20 protein-coding genes and 2 pseudogenes are annotated in these 19,508 nt (G+C 70.6%); 10 read left to right on the forward strand and 12 right to left on the reverse strand.

What is annotated here, in order from left to right:
- Positions 1-50 precede the first annotated feature (50 nt).
- Complete coding sequence (locus C3V38_RS06080) at positions 51-1,049, forward strand: MFS transporter (RefSeq protein ID WP_256386861.1); 999 nt, start codon at positions 51-53, stop codon at positions 1,047-1,049.
- On the opposite strand, the pseudogene C3V38_RS06085 reads toward C3V38_RS06080, so the two are convergent.
- Both C3V38_RS06085 and C3V38_RS06090 read right to left on the reverse strand, forming a co-directional pair.
- Positions 958-1,365, reverse strand: a pseudogene (locus C3V38_RS06085) (SDR family oxidoreductase); the annotation flags it as partial. The gene C3V38_RS06080 and the pseudogene C3V38_RS06085 overlap by 92 nt on opposite strands.
- An 11-nt stretch (positions 1,366-1,376) precedes the next feature.
- Positions 1,377-2,101: pseudogene (locus C3V38_RS06090) on the reverse strand (SDR family oxidoreductase).
- 109 nt (positions 2,102-2,210) lie between these two features.
- Between C3V38_RS06090 and C3V38_RS06095 the strand changes: the two are divergent.
- Positions 2,211-2,681, forward strand: coding sequence for a MaoC family dehydratase (locus tag C3V38_RS06095; RefSeq protein ID WP_061228362.1), 471 nt, complete (start codon positions 2,211-2,213; stop codon positions 2,679-2,681).
- Between the two features lie 76 nt (positions 2,682-2,757).
- On the opposite strand, the gene C3V38_RS06100 is transcribed toward C3V38_RS06095, so the two are convergent.
- Genes C3V38_RS06100 through C3V38_RS06110 form a run of 3 tightly spaced genes read right to left on the reverse strand, consistent with a single transcriptional unit; the run spans position 2,758 to position 5,224 of the window.
- A complete protein-coding gene (locus tag C3V38_RS06100) occupies positions 2,758-3,261 on the reverse strand; it encodes a thioesterase family protein (protein ID WP_061228363.1) in 504 nt (167 codons plus the stop codon).
- A complete protein-coding gene (locus C3V38_RS06105; protein ID WP_106385298.1) occupies positions 3,258-4,211 on the reverse strand; it encodes an NADPH:quinone oxidoreductase family protein in 954 nt (317 codons plus the stop codon). The genes C3V38_RS06100 and C3V38_RS06105 overlap by 4 nt, the downstream gene beginning before the upstream one ends.
- Before the next feature lie 2 nt (positions 4,212-4,213).
- Positions 4,214-5,224, reverse strand: coding sequence for an NADP-dependent oxidoreductase (locus tag C3V38_RS06110; RefSeq protein ID WP_061228365.1), 1,011 nt, complete (start codon positions 5,222-5,224; stop codon positions 4,214-4,216).
- 130 nt (positions 5,225-5,354) lie between these two features.
- Between C3V38_RS06110 and C3V38_RS06115 the strand changes: the two genes are divergently transcribed.
- Positions 5,355-6,140: an SDR family oxidoreductase gene (locus tag C3V38_RS06115; RefSeq protein ID WP_061228366.1), complete on the forward strand. Its 786-nt coding sequence runs from the start codon at positions 5,355-5,357 to the stop codon at positions 6,138-6,140.
- Between the two features lie 26 nt (positions 6,141-6,166).
- Here C3V38_RS06115 and C3V38_RS06120 read toward each other — a convergent pair whose 3' ends face one another.
- The gene (locus C3V38_RS06120; RefSeq protein ID WP_061228367.1) at positions 6,167-6,853 is read right to left on the reverse strand and encodes a TetR/AcrR family transcriptional regulator; all 687 of its coding nucleotides are present in this window, start codon (positions 6,851-6,853) and stop codon (positions 6,167-6,169) included.
- 296 nt (positions 6,854-7,149) lie between these two features.
- Positions 7,150-7,533 carry an SgcJ/EcaC family oxidoreductase gene (locus C3V38_RS06125; RefSeq protein ID WP_061228368.1) on the reverse strand — a complete coding sequence of 128 codons (384 nt, stop codon included), beginning with the start codon at positions 7,531-7,533 and terminating at the stop codon, positions 7,150-7,152.
- A 179-nt stretch (positions 7,534-7,712) separates the two neighbouring features.
- Between C3V38_RS06125 and C3V38_RS06130 the strand changes: the two genes are divergently transcribed.
- Positions 7,713-9,146 carry a sugar porter family MFS transporter gene (locus tag C3V38_RS06130; protein WP_007631606.1) on the forward strand — a complete coding sequence of 478 codons (1,434 nt, stop codon included), beginning with the start codon at positions 7,713-7,715 and terminating at the stop codon, positions 9,144-9,146.
- Between the two features lie 167 nt (positions 9,147-9,313).
- Here C3V38_RS06130 and C3V38_RS06135 read toward each other — a convergent pair whose 3' ends face one another.
- On the reverse strand, positions 9,314-9,922 hold the full coding sequence (locus C3V38_RS06135; RefSeq protein ID WP_007631604.1) for a GyrI-like domain-containing protein: 609 nt from the start codon (positions 9,920-9,922) through the stop codon (positions 9,314-9,316).
- Positions 9,923-10,132: 210 nt separating this feature from the next.
- Here C3V38_RS06135 and C3V38_RS06140 point away from each other — a divergent pair, with 210 nt between their 5' ends.
- On the forward strand, positions 10,133-10,315 hold the full coding sequence (locus C3V38_RS06140) for a hypothetical protein (protein WP_007631602.1): 183 nt from the start codon (positions 10,133-10,135) through the stop codon (positions 10,313-10,315).
- Positions 10,312-11,211 carry an MBL fold metallo-hydrolase gene (locus tag C3V38_RS06145; protein ID WP_007631600.1) on the forward strand — a complete coding sequence of 300 codons (900 nt, stop codon included), beginning with the start codon at positions 10,312-10,314 and terminating at the stop codon, positions 11,209-11,211. The genes C3V38_RS06140 and C3V38_RS06145 overlap by 4 nt, the downstream gene beginning before the upstream one ends.
- Here C3V38_RS06145 and C3V38_RS06150 read toward each other — a convergent pair.
- The 3 genes from C3V38_RS06150 to C3V38_RS06160 all read right to left on the reverse strand — a co-directional run bounded on the left by C3V38_RS06150 (position 11,204) and on the right by C3V38_RS06160 (position 13,169).
- Positions 11,204-11,659, reverse strand: a complete 456-nt coding sequence (locus C3V38_RS06150; protein ID WP_007631598.1) for a helix-turn-helix transcriptional regulator — start codon at positions 11,657-11,659, stop codon at positions 11,204-11,206. The genes C3V38_RS06145 and C3V38_RS06150 overlap by 8 nt on opposite strands.
- Complete coding sequence (locus tag C3V38_RS06155; protein WP_007631596.1) at positions 11,656-12,159, reverse strand: SRPBCC domain-containing protein; 504 nt, start codon at positions 12,157-12,159, stop codon at positions 11,656-11,658. The genes C3V38_RS06150 and C3V38_RS06155 overlap by 4 nt, the downstream gene beginning before the upstream one ends.
- 101 nt (positions 12,160-12,260) lie before the next feature.
- The gene (locus C3V38_RS06160; protein ID WP_007631594.1) at positions 12,261-13,169 is read right to left on the reverse strand and encodes an SDR family NAD(P)-dependent oxidoreductase; all 909 of its coding nucleotides are present in this window, start codon (positions 13,167-13,169) and stop codon (positions 12,261-12,263) included.
- A 416-nt stretch (positions 13,170-13,585) separates the two neighbouring features.
- Between C3V38_RS06160 and C3V38_RS06165 the strand changes: the two genes are divergently transcribed.
- The 3 genes from C3V38_RS06165 (at position 13,586) to C3V38_RS06175 (ending at position 16,977) form a co-directional block, all read left to right on the forward strand.
- The gene (locus C3V38_RS06165; RefSeq protein ID WP_007631592.1) at positions 13,586-14,806 is read left to right on the forward strand and encodes a lipase family protein; all 1,221 of its coding nucleotides are present in this window, start codon (positions 13,586-13,588) and stop codon (positions 14,804-14,806) included.
- 302 nt (positions 14,807-15,108) lie between these two features.
- Positions 15,109-15,990, forward strand: coding sequence for an alpha/beta fold hydrolase (locus tag C3V38_RS06170; protein WP_007631590.1), 882 nt, complete (start codon positions 15,109-15,111; stop codon positions 15,988-15,990).
- A gap of 105 nt (positions 15,991-16,095) precedes the next feature.
- Entirely contained in the window at positions 16,096-16,977 is an 882-nt protein-coding gene (locus C3V38_RS06175) for a DUF4261 domain-containing protein (RefSeq protein ID WP_007631589.1), read from the forward strand.
- 56 nt (positions 16,978-17,033) lie between these two features.
- On the opposite strand, the gene C3V38_RS06180 is transcribed toward C3V38_RS06175, so the two are convergent.
- A complete protein-coding gene (locus C3V38_RS06180) occupies positions 17,034-17,756 on the reverse strand; it encodes a hypothetical protein (protein WP_007631588.1) in 723 nt (240 codons plus the stop codon).
- Positions 17,757-18,138: 382 nt separating this feature from the next.
- Here C3V38_RS06180 and C3V38_RS06185 point away from each other — a divergent pair, with 382 nt between their 5' ends.
- The gene (locus C3V38_RS06185; RefSeq protein ID WP_100086323.1) at positions 18,139-19,494 is read left to right on the forward strand and encodes a lipase family protein; all 1,356 of its coding nucleotides are present in this window, start codon (positions 18,139-18,141) and stop codon (positions 19,492-19,494) included.
- Positions 19,495-19,508 lie beyond the last annotated feature (14 nt).

The raw sequence follows: 19,508 nt of genomic DNA on the forward strand, positions 1-19,508 counted from the left end.
CCAGCCCGCCACCGGCTCCGCACCGCGGGACGCTCGCCTGGGCCATCGCCGTGCTCTTCGGCGTGACCGGCCTCGGCAGCGCGGCGGTCGCTGTCGCCCTGCCGGCGATCGCGAACGATCTCAACCTCACAGCTGGTCGTGCCGCTCTCGTCGTCAGCTGCTACTCGCTGGCCCTTGCGGTGGGCAGCGCGATCTTCGGGCGCCTGGGCGACTTTTTCGGCATCCGGCTGCCCCTTCTCGTGGGAGTGTCGGTCATGGTGACCGCGGCCTGTGCGGGGGCGCTCGTCGATTCCCTGCCCGCCCTCATCGCTACACGGACCCTGCAGGGACTGGGTGCTGCAGCCGTCCCGGCGTTGACCATCGCCGCAGTCCAAGCGCTATTCGCGGGCGACTCGAGAGCGCGCGCCATGGCGACGTACTCAGGCATCGGAGCGACGATCAATGCACTCGGTCCGGTGGCCGGGGCCCTGCTCGTCGACCCCTTCGGCTGGCGGCCGGTCGTCGCTATTCCGGTGCTCACCCTTCTCATCGTTCCCCTCGTCTGGCGCGACCTGCCGACAGATCGCCAGCAGGGCGCGACGCTGGACCCCGCCGGAGTGTCCCTCATTGGGGGCGCGGCTGTCGGCGCCGTGATGTCCCTGCAGGCAGCGACGCTGGGCCCGATCGTGGCGGCCGCAGGTGGCGCGCTCCTACTCGTCTGCGGACCCACCGCGGTCCTGCGTTCGCGCTGGCGGCCGCACGGGGTCGTGCCCGCCGGCCTCGTCAGCGACCGAATAGCCCGCCGGAGCCTGCTCACCGCGGTGAGCCTTCCAGCGGCGGCGAACCGGTGGTCCCTGAGGTGTAGAGCAGCACTGCGGCGTCCTCGGACTGTGGCTGCTCGAGCCCGGTTGACGATGTGGAACGCCATGCTCCACGCCGACACCGACGTCACCGCCGAGGATCTGAGCAACCTGCGGTCGCCGAGGCGGTGGAGACGAAGTACCCGCTCCCCCGCTCGACCCACCCCGGTACGAGCTGCCGAGCCGCGCGCACGTGGGCGAGCAGGTTGACGTCCAGTGCGAGCTGCCATTGTTCGTCCGTGGCAGCCAGGCCGGAGCCGTCGCCGACCCCGGCGTTGGCGAAGAAGAGATCGACCGGGCCGTAGTGATTCTGCGCTGCGGTGATCATCTCGCTGATCGTCTCCTCGCGGGAGGCGTCCCCCGCGACCGCGATCGCGCCGAGACGCTCAGCGGTAGCGGTCAGCCGGTTCTCGTCGAGGTCGGAGACGACCACCCGCGCGCCGGCCTCGAGGAGCGCTTCCGCGAGGGCGGCACCGATGCCACCGGCAGCGCCGGTGACCACGGCCACCTTGTCGTGTACCTGCATCGGGACGCCCATCAGTCGCACGGCCCGCCCGCAACGTAGAGAACCTGGCCCGTGGTGAAGCCGGCGCCCTCGCTCGCGAAGAAGGAGACGGCATGCGCGATGTCGTGGGGCGTGCCCGTGCGACCGACGGCCGCCTGGTCGCGCGCCATATTCTTCAGGTCGTCGAACGAGATCCCGATGCGCTCGGCGGTTTCCGCGGTCATCTCGGTCTCGATGAATCCGGGGGCGATCGCGTTGGCGGTGACGCCGAACTTCCCGAGTTCGATGGCGAGGGTCTTGGTCAGACCTTGCATGCCGGCCTTCGCGGCAGAGTAGTTGACCTGGCCCCGGTTCCCCTGCGCCGATGTCGAGGAGAGGTTGACGATACGACCGAAGCGTTCCTGCGTCATGTACGCCTGGCAGGCCTTGGTCATGAGAAAGGCACCGCGCAGGTGGACCGCCATGACGGAGTCCCAGTCCTCGACCGACATCCTGAAGATCAGGTTGTCGCGGATGATGCCGGCATTGTTGACCAGCACCGTGCCTCGACCTGGTCGGGATCCGACACGTCGGCGCCGACCGCGAGCGCCCGGCCCCCGTTGGCGACGATGTCCTCGACGACGTCCGCACAGGTGGATTCGTCCAGGTCCAGTACTGCCACCGCCATTCCGTCGCCGGCCAGTCGCCGGGCGACGTCCGCGCCGATACCCCGCGCGGCGCCGGTCACGACGGCGACACGCTGATGATCAGTGGTCATGTGAGCTCTCCTGTATCCGTATTTGCGATCTATCTCACACGTTAGTTGAATCCGGTTTCAGGTTCAACTATGGTTGAAATCACAACGTTCATGACCCAAGGAGTTCCGCGTGACCCAGACCGCCCGACACCGCCCGACTTCTGTGCAGGACCTGAAAGACCTCTCGGGCCGAGAGCTCGGCCCCACCGCGTGGCACACCGTTGACCAGTCCCGAATCGACGGATTCGCCGAGCTCACCGGCGACCATCAGTGGATCCACGTCGACCCCGCGCGAGCGGCGGACTCGCCGTTCGGCTCGACCATCGCGCACGGTCTCTACAGCCTGTCGCGCACGCCCGCCTTTCTCGAAGAGCTGATGGCCTTCGACGGGTTCGCCCACAGCCTCAACTACGGCTACGACAAGGTCCGCTTCATCCACCCACTGCCGGTGGACTCTCGGATCCGGATGCGCGCCACGTTGACCTCGGTCGAGGAGACAGCCCCGGGCGCGGTGAAAGTCGTCACCACGCTCACCGTCGAGGCCGACGGCATCGACAAGCCGATCCTGGTCGCCGAGTCGATCGGCCGCTTCACGGTCTGACCCGTAACTCGCACGAAAAGGGACCGCATCTGCAGTGCAGGTGCGGTCCCTTTCTGTTTCCCGGTCCGGGTTCGACCTAGTGGCGCACGGCCATAGCCCCCGAGAGGGGGAGCTGCCACCCGAGACCTCGGTGGGCGGCTACCTGCTCATCGATCCGCTGCGCGACGCCGGCGGGGAAGGGCGCCGTCCGTCGCGCGGTGAGGTCGACGTGGCCCTCAATCATCTCGAGCGTGTTGGCGATCCGCCCGGTAGTACGGTTGACGATCACCGAGATGCCGTGAAACACCTTGTCCCCGCGGTCGAGCCACCGGACGTGGACCGAGATCTCCTCACCGATCCGCACTTCGTCGAAGAACTTGAGGTGCTGCTCCATACTGAAGACCCCCATCCGCCGGCTGGCACGGTAGGCCTCGTCGATTCCCACTCGACGTAACTCCTCCTCAGCCCCTCGGATGTGGAAGCCGTAGAAGTGAGCGACGTTGACGTGGCCGTTGCCGTCCTCCCACTCGCCTCCGGCGACCGTACTGCACGCCGCCGGGATCTGGTCGACCTCCTCCACGGAGGGCAGGTTCTGTTTCACGGCACCAGCACGACCTTGCCGGTGACCGAACGCCCCTCGAGGGAGCGCAGTGCAACGGAGGCGTCCTCTAGTGGATGAGTGGCGCCGACGACGGGCCGCAGAGCCCCGCTTCTTAGGTGCGGCAGCATCGCCTCCCACTCCCTGCCGACATGGCCGGGGCGGGATAACGCGTAGGCACCCCATCCGACTCCCACGACGGAGACGTTGTTCAGCAGGAGCCGGTTGACCTTCACCTCGGGGATGGATCCGGCGGTGAAGCCGATGACGAGAAGACGGCCGTGCTCCCGCAGGGAGCGCAGCGAGTCGGTGAACCGTTCACCACCGACGGGATCGACGACGATGTCGACGCTCGCTTTGCCGACCGCCTCGAGGAAGCCGTCGGCCGGGACCACCTCGTCCGCGCCCGCAGCGCGGGCAATCTCGCCCTTCTCCGGCGTGGAGACCACTCCGATGACCTTGCCCGCCCCGAACGCCTTCGCCATCTGGACGGCCGCGGTCCCGATCCCGCCCGCGGCGCCGTGGACGAGGACGGTCTCACCCTCGGCGAGGTGACCGCGCTCGACGAGGGCGAAGTAGACCGTCGCGTAGTTGAAGGTGAAGGATGCCGCCTCCTCGAAGCCGACCTCGTCCGGCAGTGCGAAGGTGAGGTCGGGGCGCGCCAGGGCCTGCTCCGCGAAGCCACCGAGCAGCGTCAGGGCCGCCACGCGGTCACCGACAGCCAGGCCGCTGCCCTCGGGCGCAGCGGTGACGACACCGGCGACCTCCGCCCCCGGGACGAAGGGGAGCTCGGGCTTGAGCTGGTACAGGCCTCGGGTCTGGAGCAACTCGGGGAAGGCGACCCCGGCCGCTTTGACCTCTATGGTCACGAGCTCGTTGTCGCGGAGGTCGGGGAGCTCGACGACCTCGACGGCGTCCGGGCCATCGAGAGAGGAGATGTGGATGGCGCGCATGGTCAGCCCTTTCGGATTCTCAGCAGAAGCTTGCCGGTGTTGACCCCGTCGAAGAGGCCGAGCAGGGCGTCCGGGAAAGCAGGCACCCCGCCCTCGAGGATCGTTTCGGTCGCGACGAGGCGCCCCTCGGCGATGAGTTCCGAGATCTCGGCGACGGCCTCGGCGTAGCGGTCCGCGTAGTCGGACACGACGAACCCCTGCATCGTGGCGCGGAAGACCAGAAGGGACATGTACCGCCGCGGGCCGTCGGCGAGGGTCTCGTCGTTGTACGTCGACACAGCCCCGCACAGCACGACCCGGGCGCCGCGGCGCAGGTTGGCCAGTGCCGCGTCGAGGAGCTCGCCCCCGACGTTATCGAAGTAGATGTCGATTCCGTCGGGGGCGGCGTTGCGGACCTGGCGCAGGAGGTCGCCCTCCCGCCGGTCGATGACCTCGTCGAGTCCGAGCTCGCGGAGCCAGGACACCTTGTCCGGACCACCGGCGACGCCGATGACGCGGGCCCCTTTCGCCTTGGCCAGCTGCGCGACGGTGCTCCCGACCGCCCCGGCCGCCGCGGAGACCAGGACTGTGTCACCGGCCCGGAGTCGGCCGACGTCGTGGAGGCCGAAGTACGCGGTCATGCCGGGCATGCCGAGCGCGCCTAGCCAGGTGCCCATCGGGGCGATGTCGGTGTCGATACGGTCCACCCCCTTGCCGTCTGACAGCGCGTACTCGCACACGCCGAAACTGCCGGTGACCCGGTCGCCGACGGCGAAGTCCGGGTGCTCCGAGGCGATCACCTCGCCGGCGCCCAGTGCCCGCATGACGTCTCCGATCCCGACCGGGGGAATGTAGGACCGCACGTCGTTCAGCCATCCGCGCATCGCCGGGTCGAGGGAGATCAGATCGACGCGTACGAGGATCTGACCGGGACCCGGGTCCGGGATTTCGGTGCTGGTGAGATCCCAGGTACTGGAGTCTGGGCGGCCTTGCGGGCGGGCGGCGAGACGGATCTCCTGCGAGGTCCGGGACATAGGTCGACTCCTGTGTTCGGTGCGGGGTTTGTTCGTCAGCCTCCCACAATCTGAATCTAGGTTCAACTAGTATGAATCGGGATTCAATCGAATCTCGAGTCGACCCACTGCACCCGAACGAAGGACAACAATGGACATTCCCGCCCTCTTCTCTCTCGATGGACGCGTCGCCCTCGTCACCGGCGGGTCCCGCGGCATCGGCCGCATGATCGCCGAAGGCCTGCTCGCCCAGGGCGCGACCGTCTACATCACCGCGCGCAAGTCAGAGGCCTGCCTGACCACCGCCGACGAGCTGTCCGCGACCTACGGCGAGGGGCGGTGCGTCGCCCTGCCGTACGACATCTCCACGACCGCTGGCATCGCCGCCCTGCTCAACGCATTCCGCGAGAACGAGGACCATCTCGACATCCTCGTCAACAACGCCGGTGCAGCGTGGGGAGAGGCCTTCGACGACTTCCCCGAAAGCGGTTGGGACAAGGTGATGGACCTCAACGTCAAGGCGCCCTTCTTCCTCACCCAGGCCGCCAAGCAACTGCTGCTGGCAGGACGCGAGAGCACGGGCCACCTCGCCAAGGTCATCAACATCGCTTCGATCGACGGGCTCTCCCTCAACCCGATGGAGACGTACTCCTACCACGCGAGCAAGGCCGGCATCGTCCACCTGACCAAGCGCATGGCGGTGCGCCTGGCTCCCGAGGGCATCATCGTCAGCGCGATCGCCCCTGGCGCATTCGCGTCCGCGATGAACAAGGGGGCCCGCGACCACGCCGAGGAGATCGCCGGCGAGATCCCCTCCGGCCGTATCGGCCGTCCCGAGGACATGGCGGCCGCGGCGATCTACCTGGCCTCGGACGCCGGCGACTACGTCGTCGGCAGCACTCTCGCCGTCGACGGCGGGGTCAACATCGCCCGCTGACCGCGCGGAGTTGCGCGCTGGACGCCTCAGTCCGCGCGCAACTCCGGCGTCGTCAGGCCCAGGGCATTGGTCCACAACCGGGTCGCTGTTTCGACGAGTTCGTCGATGGACTCGACCACCGCGCCCCCGGTAAAGGATTCGAAGGCCAATCGGGCCACCATGCCGGACAGCGCCATCGCCGCCATCGAGGCGTCGACACCACGATCTGCCAGGCCCCGTTCCTGCAGATCCGCTATGGCACGCGCGTTACGCGTGACGAAGGCCATCGTGCGGGCGTTGCGCAGCTCGCGGAATCGGGGATTGAGCGCCGCCACCTGCTGCAGGAGCACGTTCAGCTGGGCGTTGCGCCGATAGGCTTCGAAGTAGGCGCGGTTGCTGGCGGCGATGATCGCGACCGGGTCATCGCTCGCCTCGATACGGCCCGTCCCCGGATGGAGCATGTCGCTTTGCGCTTGGTACAGGACAGCAGCAAGAACCTCGTCCTTGCTGTCGAACCACGTGTAGAAGCTGCCAATCGAACATTTGGCCTCGGCGGCAATGTCTACGAGCCGGGAATCAACGTAACCATCGCGCTCGAACACCGTGCGCGCGGCCGCGATCAGAGCGTCACGGGTGCGCCGGCCACGCTCCGTCTGCGGCTGCGGCTGGGCACCCAGCCGTGCAGCATCGACGAGGTCGGGGGCCGCCGTGCTGTTATCGCGGTCGCTGGACATACCGGTTATGCTAGCGGCCGCTTATCCGGGAGCGACAATGGTGAAACCGCCAGGGCTTGTGTACTACATGGCGTAGCCAGGTCGGTATGGCGCAGAGGTGACGCCGGGGCGGCAGGTGGTCGGAGCTCGTCATGGCGGGTAGCGAGGGCTCGCCATTGCGTGGCCAGGCTTCGGCGAGCACCGCGCCGTCGTTGCGTTAGCCTCCGGTGGTTGCGCCCGGTGCGAAACGGGTGTCGAACATGCAGGTCAGTACCCACTTGTCGACGCGCACCATGTTGGTATGCGAGCGGCCGCGATTAGCTCATGTTCTCCGGGGTCCAGTAGGCGCGCATCGAGGCGACCTTGCCCTGGTCGTTGTGCACCATGAGGTCCCACACGTTGATGGTCGCCTTGGAGCCGCCGTCGAAGTGGGTGGTGATCTCGAAGTTGAACAGCAGGTCGTTGCCGCACACGCGGGTCTCGAGGACCTTCGCCTCGATCTTCAGCGCGGTGACGGTGGAGTAGAAGGCGCGGATCGCGTCCGCACCCTCGTGCACGGTGCCGCCGCCGACGGGGTCCTCGACGGTGGCGTCGTCGGCGTAGAGGGCCATGACGGCCTCGAGGTCGCCGGCGACGAGCGCGTCGACGTAGGACTGCGCGGTGGCGCGGATCTGCTCGGGTGCTGTGACTGCGGCGCTCATGGTGGGTGGCCTTTCGGTACGACGACGAGGTGACCCGAGCCTAGAACGTGTTCTCGCACTGCGGCCGCGCACCGGCGTATTTCCCGGTGGGCCCTCCTTCGGTGGCGCCTCTCCCGCCCCAGCCCTACCCTCCTCTCACCACTGTCACAGGGCCGGCGGGCCCGGGGAGCGGGGTACGCATGTCCACACAGCAGACGTCCCGACAGCCGTCCGACGAGGAGTCGTTCCACACGGGCCGGGTGGTGATCATCTCCCTGGTCGCCGCGCTCGGCGGGTTCCTGTTCGGCTTCGACACCGCGGTCATCAACGGCGCGGTCGACGCGGTGCAGCAGGACTTCGGGATCGGTGCCGGGCTGATCGGGTTCACGGTGTCCTCGGCGTTGCTCGGATGCATCCTCGGCGCCTACCTGGCCGGGCGACTGGCCGACCGGTGGGGCCGCACCCGCGTCATGGTCCTGGCGGCGGTGTTGTTTCTCGCGAGCGCCCTGGGATCGGGGCTCGCGTTCGGCCCGTGGGACCTCATCGCCTGGCGTGTCCTCGGCGGGCTCGGGGTGGGCGCCGCGTCGGTCATCGCGCCGGCGTACATCGCGGAGGTCGCGCCGCCGGCCGTCCGAGGTCGCCTCGGTTCGCTACAGCAGCTCGCGATCGTCTCGGGCATCTTCGTGGCACTGCTCTCGGACGCGTGGCTGGCGGGAGTGGCCGGCGGCGCGATCGAGGAGTTGTGGTTCGGGGCGGCGGCCTGGCGGTGGATGTTCTGGGCGGAGGTGATCCCCGCGGTGGCCTACGGCGTGCTGGCGCTGATGATCCCCGAATCGCCGCGCTACCTGGTGGGCCGCGGGATGGTCGACGAGGCCAAACGCGTGCTGCGGTCGATCCAGGAGGGCGGCATCGACTCCCGCATCCGCGAGATCCGGGCGACCGTCCGCGAGGACCGCCGGCAGTCGTGGCGGGACCTGATCCGCCCGGGCGGATGGAACTTCCTGCCCATCGTGTGGATCGGCATCATCCTGTCGGTGTTCCAGCAGGCCGTCGGCATCAACGTGATCTTCTACTACTCCACCACGTTGTGGCAGTCGGTGGGCTTCGCCGAGGAGGACGCGTTCACGCAGTCGGTCATCACCTCCGTGACGAACATCGTGGTCACGGTCGTGGCGATCGCGCTCATCGACAAGATCGGGCGTCGCAGACTGCTCATGATCGGCTCCGTCGGCATGACGGTCTGCCTGGCGGTGATGGCGGCGATGTTCAGTCAGGCCACGATGGTCGCCGGCCCGGACGGCGCGCTCGCCCCACAGCTCGGCGACACCTCCGGGCTGGTCGCGCTGATCGCGGCCAACGGGTTCGTCGTGTTCTTCGGGATGTCGTGGGGCCCGGCGGTGTGGGTCCTGCTGGGCGAGATGTTCAACAACCGGATCCGCTCCACCGCGCTGGGACTGGCGGCGGCCGCGCAGTGGCTGGCGAACTTCGCCGTGTCGACCGCCTTTCCGCCGATGGCCGAGTTCAGCCTGCCGTTCACCTACGGCTTCTACGCGGTCGCGGCGCTACTCTCGCTGCTGTTCGTGGCGCGGTTCATCCCCGAGACGACCGGCCGCTCGCTGGAGGAGATGGAGTAGCCACCCGCGCCCCCACCCGCCGCCCCGCGACCCGCCCCGCGGACCCTCACCGTGACTGGACTCCGCCAGCCGTCACTTCGGCCCGCGTTCGCCCAGGTCGCCTCCCGGTGGAACGTACACAAGCGACGGCTGACGCGCGAAACCCTCTCGGGAGGCGCCGGGGCGGGTCAGGCCGCGTCGTCGGGCGTGCCCACCGCGCAGAACAGGTCGGTGCGCAGCGTGGCCGGGTCCATGTCGGGCGACGGCTCGGTGACGTAGGACTCCCAGAACGGCAGCCCGGGCGCGCGTCCCGTCCCCGCGATCTCGCCCATGAAGTCGCCCCAGGCCCGCCCGAGGTCGTCGTACGAGCCCACGTGGCTGATCACGGCGATCTCGCCGGCCGGCAGCTCGGAGGCGACGAGCTGTCGACCGTCGGCCTCGATCGGCTCCGTGCCCACCTGCTCGGCCAGCTGGGCGCGGAGCGGGAAGCCGATCTCCAGGTCCACCACCGAGTCGGGCCCCTCGACCGCGGCGGTGTAGAGCGCGATGGGCGGGCCCGCGGGAGCCAGGCCGACCTCGAACGCGCGCGGCAGCACGGTCCCGAAGACGGAGTCGAACACCCCGGTCAGCTCCGACATCGGCACGCCCGTCACGCGGACCACCGCGGTGGGCACGGCAGGCGCGCGCAGCACCCGCATCCCGTCGATCGGGTCCGCACCGAGGTCGGGGTAACCGGACGGGGGGTCGGCCGGCGCCGTCGGCGCCTGATCGTGTGACGAAGAGGATGACGACGACATGGTGTGCCCTTCCGACGACGAGGTGCCTCCTCCCAGTGTGCGCCGTGGTCGGGATGAGGGGAAGACCCGCCGAGCAGCAGTGTGGACCGTCCCGCGCCGACGGGTGCGCCCGGCGCCCGGGGGAGGCGGCCGACGACGGGTGCGCCCGGCGCCCGGGGTATGCGCCCGGCGAGGGATGCGGCCGGCGCCCGGCGGGGGGACACTGGGGGCATGCCCCACTACCGCCTCCGCACCCCCGACCAGACGATCGATCTCGGCGAGCACGAGACCGCCCAGCAGGCCCTCGAGTCCGCCGTGTCCGGTCATCGCGAGACCCGGTCCGCCGACGGGTCCCTCGAGGTTCAGGTGGGCGAGTCGTGGCACCCCGTCGATATCGAGGGGGACATGCCGTGAGCGCGGCGCGCGGTGCCGGGGCCGATGGCGGACCGGGCGGGGCGGAACCGGGTTCGGTGACCCAGTGCGCGACGTGCGGGGTCGAGCGGGCGGAGCCCCTGCCCGAGGTGTGCCCGATCTGCGCGGACGAACGCCAGTACGTGCCCGTCGCCGGGCAGCGCTGGACCACCCCCGAGCAGTCGCGGGCGGCGGGTGCGTCCATCGAGTTCACCGAGCGCGAGACCGACGTGATCGGTCTGGAGCAGAAGAACTGCCCCGGGATCGGCCAGCGGCCGTCGCTCATCCGGACCGACCACGGGAACGTCCTGGTCGAGGTCCCGAACTACATCAGCGACGAGGCGGTCGCGGCGATCCGCGGGTGGGGCGGGTTGTCGGCGATCATCGCCTCGCATCCGCACATGTACGGGCTGCAGTCGCTGTGGTCGGCGGCGTTCGACGACTGCCCGGTGTACGTCTCCGCCCCGGACGAGGAGTGGTTGGGCCTGCGACCGCGCAACACGATCGTGTGGGGCGGGGGCCACGCGGCGGACCCGTCCGACGGCGGCGAGATAGAGATCCTGCCCGGCGTGCGGGCGTCGCAGCCGGGCGGCCACTTCCCCGGCAGCGTGGTCGTGCACTGGACCGCCCCCGACGGCCGCGGCGTGCTGTTCAGCGGCGACACGATCGGCACGGTCGCCGACCCGGAGTGGGTGACGTTCATGCGGTCGTTCCCCAACTGGATGCCGCTGTCCGGGGCGGTGGTGCGCCGGATCGCCGACCACGTCTCGCGGTACGACTTCGACCGGCTCTACAGCAACTTCGGCGGGTGCGTCCCCCGGGACGCGCGGGCCGCCGTGCAGCGGTCGGCCGAGCGCTACGCGGCGTGGGTCGACGGCGAGTACGACCACCTCACCTAGGGGCGCCCGGGCCCGACCCGCGTTCGGCGGACTCGGCGACGTCGCCGCGCTCGTCGGACGCGGCACCCTCCCCGCGCTCGGCCGCCTCGGCCCGATCCAGGCGCTCGGCGCGCTCCCTGACCTGCGCGAGCCGACGATCCCATCCCCGCGACACCGCGCCGAGGAGGTCGGAGATCTCCCGGATACGGTCCGGCCGCACGGCGTGTACCTGTCGACGGTGATGCGGTCGCGCGTGCACGAGCCCTGAGTCGGTGAGGATGCGCAGGTGCTTGGCGACCGCCTGGCGGCTCACGCCGAGATCGCGGGCCACGGCGCCGGCGTCGTCGGGCCGATCGGCGAGTCGGACGAGGACCCGGCGACGCGTCCGGTCCGCGAGGGCGCCGAACACACCGTCCGCCTCCTCGCTGAGCAGCCGGTCGTGCGGGACCTCTCCCCTCGGGCTGCTCATCCGCCGCCCTCGGCACGCACCCGCGCGAGCTCCAGCTCGGACACCCAGCCCTCGGAGTTCTCCTCGAACCGCCGGCGCCGGACGGCCGCGTCGTCGTGCAGCCCCGCGAAGCCGGTCTCGCGGACCGTCAGGACGACGCCCGATCCGTGGTCCTCGATCGTGAACTCGACCAGATTGGCCTGCGCCTCGTCGATCTCTCCGGCCATGCCGCCGAGCCACCGGAACACCGCGCGACGCGGCGGGTCGAGCTCGACGGTGCCGATCGTGAACTCGCCGTGCACGGGGTCGACGACGCGCGACACGTCGCCGTCGGTGGTGATCTCGTGCTCGGTCCATGTGCCGTCGTTGATGAACCATCCCGGTTCCGACACGATGGCCCAGACCGTCTGCGCCTCGGCTTCGATGTGGATACTGCGGACGATCTCGTCGGGCACGTCATCGCTGGTCACTCCCGCTCCGGGCGCGCTATCGCCGTCGACGGGCACGGTGTTCTCGCTCATCGGGCTCTCCTCTCCCCCGCGGTGCCTCCCGCTCGGTGAGGTGGTGTCGCGGCTGCACCTGCCCTCCCACGATGACACGCCGCGCGCCCGGGTGCAACCATTCAGTTGCAGTTAAGCGCTGTCTCGGCCGCGGCGAACTCCCAGAACCGCGCGGCCGCCGCGGGGTCGGAGGCCTCGGCGCTCCGACCGATGAGCGTGGGCATGCCGCGCAGGTGCCTCATCGCGTCGGGACCGGTGTAACTGCACGGCGGCAGCGGTCGAGTCGCGGCGCTCATCGTCGTCAGCGCCGCCTGCGCCGCGGGCTGGGCGAACAGGGAACAGACGCCGGTGACGATCCTGTCCAGCGTCGCGTTACCCGTCGCGTTGGAGATCCCGGTGGCCGCCCACCCGGGGTGCGTGAGCTGGACGTCGACCCCGACCCTGCCGGCCTCGGCACGTCCGTCGCGCAGCCGCCGCTCGAGCTCGAGCCCCCACAGCATGTCCCCGAGTTTGGACTGCGCGTACGCCGCCGCGGACGTCCACCGCCGACGCCGGAAATGCGGGTCGTCGCCGTCGAAGGTGCCCGCGTGGTGGGCGTTGGACGCGACGATCACCACGCGCCGACGCACCACGGGCAGCAGCAGGTTGGTGAGCAGGAACGGGCCCAGCACGTTGACGCCGAGCAGCATCTCGAACCCGTCCACGGTCTCCCGCCGACGAGGCGTGATGGCTCCCGCGTTGTTGACCAGCACGTCGATCTCCTCGCGGCCGCGGCCGTCCTCGCCGGTCAGTTCGCCGGCCGCGCGTCGCACGCTCGCGAGGGAGGCCAGATCCGTCTCCACGACCCGCGCGTCGCCGGGCAGTTCGGACGCCACCTGACGACCGCGGGCGGTGTCGCGGACCGCGAGGATCACCCGCGCCCCGTGCCCGGACGCCGACCGAACCGTCTCGAGCCCGACCCCGCTGGTCGATCCGGTGACAAGCCACGTCTGGCCGGTGAGGTCGGGGATATCGATCTGCTTTCGCGCCACGGCCGAAGCGTACGACCCGGATCCGCGCGCCCGCGCCACTTCGCAGCGGAGCCGGCAGCGCGAACCAGCCCCATGAGACGCCGCGCGTGGGGCTGCGGCCGGCGATCCGGTCGTAACCACCGCAGAAAAGGTCGTAGTCATGTGGGCAAAACGCCGCCGGGGCCACGATGGCGACGTCCAAGAAATCGATGATGACGACCAGCTGCGCGATGGACCGGCGAGTGTGTGGTCACGTGTCGAAACGGCGGGCCAGTTGACCTAGCGACGACGGGCACGGGCACCCTACTGCGGGGCTCGGGAAGAGAACCGGCTCGCCGCTTGCGGGGCTGGGTGAAGCCGGGACGAACGCGGCCCGCCGATTGCGGGACCGGACGAACCCGCCTGGAGAGGCGCGGGCGGCGGACTACCCTCCGGGTATGAACTCCCTCACCTCCCCGAAAATCGGGCGGACGCTCTGCGCGGCGGCTGCGGCCCTCGTCGTCGTCGCCCCTCTCACCGTCCCCACCGCCGGCGCGGCGCCCACCGCGGCGACCAACCCGGCACCCACCTGGTCCGGACTCGACACCCGCGAATGGGCTCGGCCGATCCCCGCGCCGGGGGCCGCGGCGGAGACCGTCCCGCTCGACCCGTCACTCTCCCTGCCGCAGGCCGGACGGGCCGTGCGGCAGGTCTACGGCACCCTCGACCAGCACGGCCGGCCCGCGATCTCCGGGTCCGCGGTCTTCCTGCCCCACGGCGCCGCGCCGGAGGGCGGCTGGCCGGTCATCGCGTGGGCGCACGGCACCACCGGCCTGGGCGACGACTGCGCACCGTCCACCCAACCCCGCTCCGAGCGTGACGCCGAGTACCTCGGCCACTGGCTCGACCGGGGCTACGCCGTGGTCGCCTCCGACTACGTGGGCCTGGGCACGCCCGGGCTGCTCAGCTACCTCAACGGGCCCGCCACCGGCCAGGCGATCGTCGACTCGGTCATCGCCGCACGCTCCGCCGGCCTGCCCCTCTCCCCCACCTGGGCACTGGTCGGCCAGTCGCAGGGCGCCGGGGCCGCGCTCAACACCGCGGTCCGCGCCACCGAACTCGGCGCGCCCGCCGGGCTCGACTACCGCGGCGTCGTGGCCACCGGGGCCCCGGCGAACATCGAGCACATCTTCCAGTGGGGCGCGCCCGGCTTCCCGCCCGTACAGCTACCGACCGGACTCAACGTCTACGCGATGTACATCCTCGCCGGGTTCCGCGACCAGCACCCCGAGCTCGACATCAACGGCTACCTCACGCCGGCCGGGCGCGAGATGGTCGACGCCGCCGAGACCCTCTGCTACGCGGCGATGCGCGAGAAGGTGGGCGGATTCCAGATCTCGCAGGCGCTCTCGCGGCCCCTCCAGGAGATCCCCGACGTGTTCGGCCACCTGCGCCGCTACATGGGCACGCCCGCCACCGGGTACGACCGACCCGTGTTCCTCGGCCAGGGGTTGCTCGACCTCGACGTGCCCGCGCCGTCGGCCCTGTCGCTCGCCGCGGAGATGACGCTCAACCGGCAGCCGCTCGAGCTGCGCGTCTACCCGGACAGGGACCACAGCGGGACCGTGTACGCCGCGACCCCGGATGCGACCGCGTTCCTGGCGCGGGTGATGGGATGACCGGGTGATGGGGTGGTTCAGATCACCCCGAACACCCCGTTCGGTGCGGTCGTCCACTTAGCACCGCGCATTCCTGCACGTCAGGGCGCGCGCTCGAGTGCTCACAGTGTGACCTGCACAATAATCGTTACAGACTTGTCACATCGCGCTGTCACGGGTTAGAGTCTCGCCATCGCCGCGCGGGGATGTTTCAGGGACTCCCCGCGCGGCTGACATCATTTCGAGGCGACGCCGGGTTCGCCGGGCCGCTAGATTGCCGGGACAGCGCGATTCCTAGAACGCGTTCTAGTACCGTTGAGGCCATGAGCGCCCTCGACTTCGAGTCCACCAGCAAGACCATCACCGCCGGCCGTTTCGAGCTGCACTACCACGAGGCAGGGCGGGCCACGAGCGCAGCGGGCACGGCCGAGCCCGAGAGCGCGGTGCCCGTCCTGTTCCTCCACGGATCCGGTCCGGGCGTCACCGCCTGGTCCAACTTCTCGGGCAACTTCCCGGTCTTCGCCGAGCGGTTCCACACCATCCTGCTCGACATGCCGGGCTTCGGGAAGAGCTCCGACCTCGAGTGGGAGAAGGCCTACCCGATGATCGCCGCCGAGGCGATCGACGCGTTCTGCGAGGCCAAGGGCATCGAGAAGGTCGACATCATCGGCAACTCCATGGGCGGCAACGTCGCGTGCGAGACCGCCCTCGCCTACCCGGACCGCGTCCGCAAGATGGCCCTCATGGGCCCCGGCGGCCTCGCCGCGCCGCTGTTCGCGCCCGACCCCAGCGAGGGCTCGCGCCGCCTGTTCGAGTTCCTCGCCGATCCGACCGACGAGAAGATGAGCGCCTGGGTCGACACGATGGTGGGCAACAAGAAGGTCGTCTCCCCCGAGCTGATCCGCGCCCGCACCGAGGCCGCGACCGCGCCGGGCGCCGTCGAGCGCATGTACTCGATCTTCGGCTCGATCCTCAAGCCCGAGAACGCCTACACCCCGCTGTACACCCGCGCCTCCCAGATCCGCCAGGAGACGCTCCTCATCTGGGGCCGCGACGACCGCATGCTCCCCTACGAGCAGGCGCACTTCGCGTTCCGCCAGCTCCCCAAGGCCGAGCTGCACGCCTTCTCCCGCTGCGGGCACTGGGCCATGATCGAGCAGAAGGACAAGTTCGAGCGCCTGGTGATCGACTTCCTGCTCAACTGAGCGCCCGCCGGGCGGCCGGGCATGTGGCGGCCGGGCGCGTGGCGTCCGGTCGCGTCGTGGGCCGGACGTGTCGCGGCCGCCGGGACGCGGGTTAGCCTGTCGTGCATGACCGACTCCCCGCAGCCCGGCCAGCCCGAGCAGCCGCAGGACCAGCCGCCCGCCGTCGACCCGCGGACCGGCGAGGACCTGTCGTGGAAGCAGACGCCCGTGGCGATCGTGCTGCTCGACCGGCCCGCCCCCGGCTACGACGAGATCGGTGAACTGCTCGCCGAGATCTTCGAGGGCTCCTACGAGGTCGAGCGCGGCACCGAGGACGACCCCGCCACGGCGGTGTACATCGAGGACGCGACGGTCATCGTCTCCTCGATCGACGCCCCCGTGGCGGAGGCCGCCCAGTACACGCGCGACCTGGCCGCGTGGAACGGCGGCGAGGCCGTGGTGGAGACGCACCGGTCCCAGGTCGTGGTGGCGGCGTTCCGGTGGGGACCGGTCGGCGACGACGGCGAGCCCACCGATCCCGAGTACCTGGACCCGCGGCTCGATACGCTCCGTTGCGAGTTGGCGGTCGCGAACGTCACGGCAGCACTGACCGCGCTACCCGGCGCGGTGGCCGTCACCGTGGGCGGCGCCGCGATGACCCTGCCGGCCGGCCCGTACCGCGATCTCGTCACGGGCAACCCGGTGCCGGCGCCGGCGCTCGTCGGGGTGCGGGCGGGGATGCAGTCCGAGTCCACGTCGTGCGTCTACACCACGGGGATGGGCCGGTTCGGCCGGATGGACCTCGAGCGCCTGGACGTGGACGCGCCGCCGGCGGCCGTGTACTCCGAGATGTGCAATCTCGTCGCCTACTCGCTGGCCACCGACACCGTGCTCGTGCCCGGCCAGACGATCGAGGTGGGCGGGCCGCAACCGCTGGTCGCCAGCGCCGAGGTCTCCCCCTTCACCGGCCAGGAGATCCTCCGGCTCGCGCCCGGCCCGAGGGGCTGACCGGCACGCGCCGGGCCCGGGCGCCGCGGCGCGGACCCGGCCCGAGGGGCTGACGGTCAGGGCCGCTGGCGGTTCATCCGCTCCACCACCAGCCGCGTCGTGGCCGCCAGCTGGAACGGCCGGATGACCGGCTCGATCCGGCTGGCCAGCCGCTCCTTCTTGAGCCGGGCGATCACGCTGCGGACCAGCTCCGGCAGCGGGTTGCCGAGGTGGTCGACCAGTGGGTAGATCCGCACCTCCGGCGCGATCCGCGCCATCTCGACGATCGCGTCGACGTGGTCGGACAGATCCATCCGGTCGGCGTACGTGAACAACAGGTGCGAGCACAGCACGAGGTCGGACGAGTCGCTGGCCAACGGCAGCGACGGCAGCGCACCGGCGATGTACCGCTCGGGCGAGGCCTCCAGGTCCGTGAGCATGCGGTCCGCCGCCGTGCGCCGGATCGCCTCGTGTCCCACGACGCCGCCGCGGACGTCCCAGTCGAAGTCCACCTCGCGCGCCTGCTTCTGCGCCACCGAGCGGTCGACGTCCGCGAGGATCCGGCCGCGGAGGTCGTCCGCACCCCGGGCGTACTGGGGGTCCACCGCGATCGCGTCCCCGCCGGCCGCGCAGATCTCCGCCACCGCGCTGGCCGCGCCGCCCGGGCAGTCCACGATCCGGCCCTCCAGGTCAGCCCCGTTCAAACCGAACATGTCCGTGTACTCGGCCAACGATCGCGCGCTCACGAGGACATCGGTGTCCTCCAGCGCGTGGAACGTGGTGTCGGGACTTACGGTCACCTGGAAACTCTCCTGAAGTGAGCCGGCGCGGATCTGATTTCCGCCGCCGTGGGGTCATGAGCATGGACCCGGGTTCCGGCGCGGACCGCCGCTGATACCGACCGCGGCCCGCCCTTCTCCGGTGGGCCCGCGCGTCGTCCGTGCTACGCCATGACGGCGTGGGCGACGCGGGACCTCTCCGGTACGCGTCGCCAGCACATCAGCACATCTTTCGGCACGGACTCACCGTAACAGCGGCGTACGACAGTGGCCACCGTGAAGTTCACGGTGATCAGAATCGACTCCTGAGGTGCACCACCGGCCGAACATGACACACGCTAGGGTTTTGTCCAGTTCACGGTCCTCGCGGACCACCTACCGTCTCGACCCCCGGGGAGCACTTGTGAGATCACCGACCAGCCGCCGCAGGAGAACGCCCGGACTGTCCGCCGCCGCGGGTGCGCTCGCCCTGGGCGTCGCGATGGCGCTGGCCCCCGCCGTCTCGCCCGCCGCCCCGGAGGCCGCCGCGCAGGGCTCGTCCAACACGCCCGACCGCAGCGCGTTCTACACGCCGCCGGCCGACCTGCCCGCCGAGCCGGGCACGGTCATCCGCACCGAGCCCATGACCATCACGCCCAGCTTCCCCGATCTGGCGAACGGCGGCGCACTGCCCGCCGACGCGCAGCGGATCATGTACCGCTCCACCGGTGCGGCGGGCGGGCCGATCGCCGTCACCGGCACGTATCTCCAGCCCAAGGCCCCGTGGACCGGGCCGGGCCCGCGGCCGCTCGCCGTGGTCACGCCCGGTACCCAGGGCCAGGGCGACCAGTGCGCGCCGTCCAAGTCCATGGAGGTCGGGCTCGGCGTGCAGACCGCACCGCTGTCGGCGGCCGCCGGCTACGCGGTGATCGACGCCCTGACGATGGTCCAAGAGGGCTTCGCCGTGGTCGTCACCGACTACGAGGGCCTCGGCACTCCCGGCCACCACCCGTACGTCAACCGCGACTCGCAGGGCCGCTCCGCGTTGGACGCCGCACGCGCCGCGCTGCGCCTCCCGGGCACGGATCTCGCTCCCGACTCCAAGACCGTGATCAGCGGCTACTCCCAGGGCGGTGGCGCCGCCGCGGCGGCCGGTGAGATGCAGCCGACCTACGCGCCGGACGTCACCCTCGTGGGCATCGCCGCGGGCGCACCGCCGTCGGACATGATCGGCACGCTCGAGCGCGTTGACGGCGGCCTGCTCACGGGCGCCGTGGGCTACGCGATCAACGGGATCCTGCAAGTCCACCCCGAGCTGCGAGAGGCGTTCGACCGCCAGCTCAACGACGAGGGCCGTCGGATGCTCGAGGTGACCGCCGGGCAGTGCGTCGCCGAGACCGGCTTCGCCTACGGCCTGCGCCGGACCACCGAGTTCACCCGGGACGGCCGCTCCCTCGCCGACGCGGCCCGGTCCGAGCCGGAGATCATGCGTGTCCTCGAGGGCTACAACCTGGGCGACGAGGCGCCGGCGGTCCCGTCGCTCGTGCTGATCGGGCGGAACGACGACGTGGTCCCGCACGACACCGCCGTCGACCTCGTCCGGGACTGGTGCGCACAGGGCACCACCGTCGAGCTGCGGACCGCCGAGGCGCCCGCCCTGGCCCCAGGCCTGGTGATCGACCACGCGATCCCGATGCTGTCCGAGCGCGCGACCAACGCCCGCTACCTCATGGACCGGGTGCACGACCGTCCCGCGCCGAACTCCTGCGGGACCGTCTGACCGACCGCGCGCCG

The organism is Dietzia sp. oral taxon 368, assembly GCF_002999155.1.
Lineage (GTDB): Bacteria > Actinomycetota > Actinomycetes > Mycobacteriales > Mycobacteriaceae > Dietzia > Dietzia cinnamea.

Excerpts from the sequence above, each read along its gene's own strand:
- C3V38_RS06175 (WP_007631589.1), top strand. The coding sequence starts at position 16,096 with ATGACCGACTCCCCGCAGCCCGGCCAGCCCGAGCAGCCGCAGGACCAG.
- C3V38_RS06105 (WP_106385298.1), bottom strand. The coding sequence starts at position 4,211 with ATGCGCGCCATCCACATCTCCTCTCTCGATGGCCCGGACGCCGTCGAG.
- C3V38_RS06115 (WP_061228366.1), top strand. The coding sequence starts at position 5,355 with ATGGACATTCCCGCCCTCTTCTCTCTCGATGGACGCGTCGCCCTCGTC.
- C3V38_RS06110 (WP_061228365.1), bottom strand. The coding sequence starts at position 5,224 with ATGTCCCGGACCTCGCAGGAGATCCGTCTCGCCGCCCGCCCGCAAGGC.
- C3V38_RS06135 (WP_007631604.1), bottom strand. The coding sequence starts at position 9,922 with ATGTCGTCGTCATCCTCTTCGTCACACGATCAGGCGCCGACGGCGCCG.
- C3V38_RS06125 (WP_061228368.1), bottom strand. The coding sequence starts at position 7,533 with ATGAGCGCCGCAGTCACAGCACCCGAGCAGATCCGCGCCACCGCGCAG.
- C3V38_RS06165 (WP_007631592.1), top strand. The coding sequence starts at position 13,586 with ATGAACTCCCTCACCTCCCCGAAAATCGGGCGGACGCTCTGCGCGGCG.
- C3V38_RS06120 (WP_061228367.1), bottom strand. The coding sequence starts at position 6,853 with ATGTCCAGCGACCGCGATAACAGCACGGCGGCCCCCGACCTCGTCGAT.
- C3V38_RS06170 (WP_007631590.1), top strand. The coding sequence starts at position 15,109 with ATGAGCGCCCTCGACTTCGAGTCCACCAGCAAGACCATCACCGCCGGC.
- C3V38_RS06155 (WP_007631596.1), bottom strand. The coding sequence starts at position 12,159 with ATGAGCGAGAACACCGTGCCCGTCGACGGCGATAGCGCGCCCGGAGCG.
- C3V38_RS06150 (WP_007631598.1), bottom strand. The coding sequence starts at position 11,659 with ATGAGCAGCCCGAGGGGAGAGGTCCCGCACGACCGGCTGCTCAGCGAG.
- C3V38_RS06140 (WP_007631602.1), top strand. The coding sequence starts at position 10,133 with ATGCCCCACTACCGCCTCCGCACCCCCGACCAGACGATCGATCTCGGC.
- C3V38_RS06130 (WP_007631606.1), top strand. The coding sequence starts at position 7,713 with ATGTCCACACAGCAGACGTCCCGACAGCCGTCCGACGAGGAGTCGTTC.